Origin of the sequence: Pedobacter psychrodurus, assembly GCF_032678585.1 — a bacterium.
Lineage (GTDB): Bacteria > Bacteroidota > Bacteroidia > Sphingobacteriales > Sphingobacteriaceae > Pedobacter > Pedobacter psychrodurus_A.
The window spans coordinates 1-2912 of the sequence record NZ_JAVTSN010000105.1; the positions used below are offsets into that span (position 1 = coordinate 1).

Annotated in this window: 3 protein-coding genes; 2 read left to right on the forward strand and 1 reads right to left on the reverse strand. The window is 38.4% G+C overall.

Going from position 1 to position 2912, the window contains the following annotated elements; translation table 11 throughout:
* Nucleotides 1-135: 135 nt before the first annotated feature.
* Nucleotides 136-1002, reverse strand: a complete 867-nt coding sequence (locus R2S57_RS30180) for a DUF808 domain-containing protein (RefSeq protein WP_316848623.1) — start codon at nt 1000-1002, stop codon at nt 136-138.
* A 627-nt stretch (nt 1003-1629) separates the two neighbouring features.
* Here R2S57_RS30180 and R2S57_RS30185 point away from each other — a divergent pair.
* Together R2S57_RS30185 and R2S57_RS30190 are read left to right on the forward strand one after the other, a co-directional pair.
* Entirely contained in the window at nt 1630-2280 is a 651-nt protein-coding gene (locus R2S57_RS30185; protein ID WP_316848624.1) for an IS110 family transposase, read from the forward strand.
* Between the two features lie 60 nt (nt 2281-2340).
* On the forward strand, nt 2341-2694 hold the full coding sequence (locus R2S57_RS30190) for an IS110 family transposase (protein ID WP_316848625.1): 354 nt from the start codon (nt 2341-2343) through the stop codon (nt 2692-2694).
* Nucleotides 2695-2912: the final 218 nt, after the last annotated feature.

A 2912-nucleotide genomic window follows, 5' to 3' on the forward strand; every position in this document is an offset into this window, starting at 1 on the left:
GGCAGCTCCCGACTTTTGATTGGGACTAAAGCGTAGGCAGGAACAAACTTATATAGTAGCAAAGAGCCTGGTTTACTAAAAAAGAAAATTAAGCAGTAATTAAAATAGGTTGTTAATTACGGATACGCTTCTCCGTTAAGCTTTGATAATGCCAATAAGTTTTTTAACCAAAGTTATCACTAGCACCATGACTAGGCCAGCGGCTAATCCAAACCCAAATTCTCTAATAATGGACAGTAGTGTAGGGAAAATATGATGCAAGAAGCCAACATTGTGCGCAAAGATCCCACCAGATACTAGAATTAGTGCAATAGTACCAACAACACTTAATATCTTAATGATGACTGGTAATGATTGAACCAGTAACTTACCGATAACTGAAAGAATCCCCCTTTCGCCAGAAGCCTTCATTAACCGATATCCGGCATCATCCATCCTAACAATAAGGGCTACGATTCCATAAACACCAATGGTAGCCAATAGCGCTACAACCGAAACGGTCATGATCTGTATAGCTAGTTTTTCTTCTAATACACTTCCTAATGCAATGATCACAATCTCTATCGATAGAATAAAATCAGTCATGACCGCCGACCTGATCTTTGCTTTTTCTGCTACATCACCTTCTTCTATGACCTCCTTTGCTTCAGCATGTGAAGATTTAGGTCGATGAAAAAAATATTCAACAACCTTCTCCACCCCTTCATAGGCGAGATACAATCCGCCCAATACCAGGATTACCTTGATTGCTATAGGAAAAAAAACGTTAAGTAGTAAAGCCACCGGAACAATAATGAGCTTATTAATGAATGATCCCTTTGTGATTGCCCAAAGTACCGGAAGTTCTCTTGAAGAGAGAAAACCGGTTGATTTTTCTGCATTTACTGCCAGGTCATCCCCCAATATACCAGCTGTCTTCTTGGCCGCTACTTTTGCTGTTACCGCCACATCGTCCATCAAGGCACCTATATCATCCAAAATCGCAAAAAAACCTGAAGCCATATCTAAATTAATTAATGTCGCAAAATATCAATTCCTTTTTAGATTTGGGTTATTAGATTAAAAATCTTTAGGGCTGTATAAAAAACATTCATGTGCATTTATGATGCTTCATTTAAAAGCATGTAGTGCCAACTTAACAAAACCAACAACTAAATTATGGAACAGCTTAAGAACAACAAAGTTTTACGAGATGATATAGCGAAAAAGGAATTTTTAAATAATATATTTTATTTTTTGAAGCACAATAGCATTAATATCTATGTTGGGGTTCTGTCCTGCTGTGCTTAATCCTTTGGGGAAATCTATCGATTAAACAAATACATGCTAACCAAAAGGAATACCGCTGCCATCAGGGCTATCGAACCTGGCCTGAAGTAATGGGAGACGGCAAATGTAAGATAGACGATAGAAAAACCACTGCGGAAATCAGTGTAATCCGCGGGATCAGATTTGGATATCCTAATTGCAAGCCCTTCCTTATCTTGTCATTGTTATAAAAATACGCCTTCTTACCATTAAGATCGTATGTATAAAAGCGTTAATAGCTAATTAAGAAGTTAGAGTTCTTGCAAAAAGGTTGTAGATTAATACTAATCAAGGTTTTACAAACAGTTAAAACAAGAACTCATGGAACAATTTAGTCAATTAGATTTTACTGGGCAAACAATTTTTGCAGGTATCGATGTTCATAAGAAATCATGGAAAGTCTGCCTGCGTAATTCAGAGATGGAGTTAAAGACATTTTCACAGAATCCATCTGCCCAGAATTTAATAAACCACCTGCGAAAGAATTATCCTTCTGCAACCTATAAATTAGTTTATGAGGCTGGATTTTGTGGATTCCATTATCAGCGGTCCTTTGCAAATGCAGGCTTGGACTGCATTATTGTAAATCCCGCTGATGTGCCTATTTCAGATAAAGAAAAACAGACCAAATCTGATGCCGTTGATTACCGGAAGCTGAGCAAAACATTGAGTAAAAACCAACTCAAAGGTATCTTTATCCCCAATTTGGAGCAGCAGGAAGACAGGGGGATCATCCGCGTTTATCAGCAAATGGTTAAAAATCAAACGCATTGCAAGAACCAGATCAGGGGCTGGCTAAATTTCCAGGGAATAGTAACCGATAAGGAAAAGCATAGCTATTGGTCAAATAATTTCATTATATGGCTTAGAGCACTTCCATTAGTCAAATCGGCCAGGATGAATCTGGACCTCTTGGTTCAAAATTATCAGCAGACAACGCCAAATGGTACTTGCAGCTATCAAACAGGTTAGGTTACTTTCTGTCCAGGAACACTATAAAGAAAAGATCAGGCTGATAAAAACCTTCCTGGTGTGGGACAGATTACCGCGCTGCTGTTTATAACAGAGATAGGAGATATAAACCGGTTTAGGGAGCTGGATGATCTATTCTCATATCTGGGACTTGTTCCAAAAGTTTATGGCAGCGGGAATAAAGAGCACGTTCTGGGAATGACTCATCGGGCACATCACCAGCTAAGGGAAAAACTGATTGAGGCTAGCTGGACTGAGGTTCGTTTAGATCCTGCAATGAAGATGGCCTTTGCCCATTACTGTAAAGGGATGGGTAAAAACAAGGCAATCATAAAAATCGCACGAAAAATGCTCAATAGGGTTCGATTTGTAATGAAGAGCCAGTACAGTTATGTTCCCGCTGTACTTCAATAAAAAGAAAAACAATACAGTATAAGACAATCTGTTTTGTTTATAAATGGTAGACCGAACGTTAATTCCTACAGCCCATAACGGTGTCTGTATCATTAAGATTGCGGCTGCCGTTTTTTAAAATAATATGAACGCGATCTTTCAGCTCCTATAAAAGGATGTCTGCCTATAGGAGATTATTGGCAATTGTATAGACGGCATAAATCAAAGAGGTATTTAAA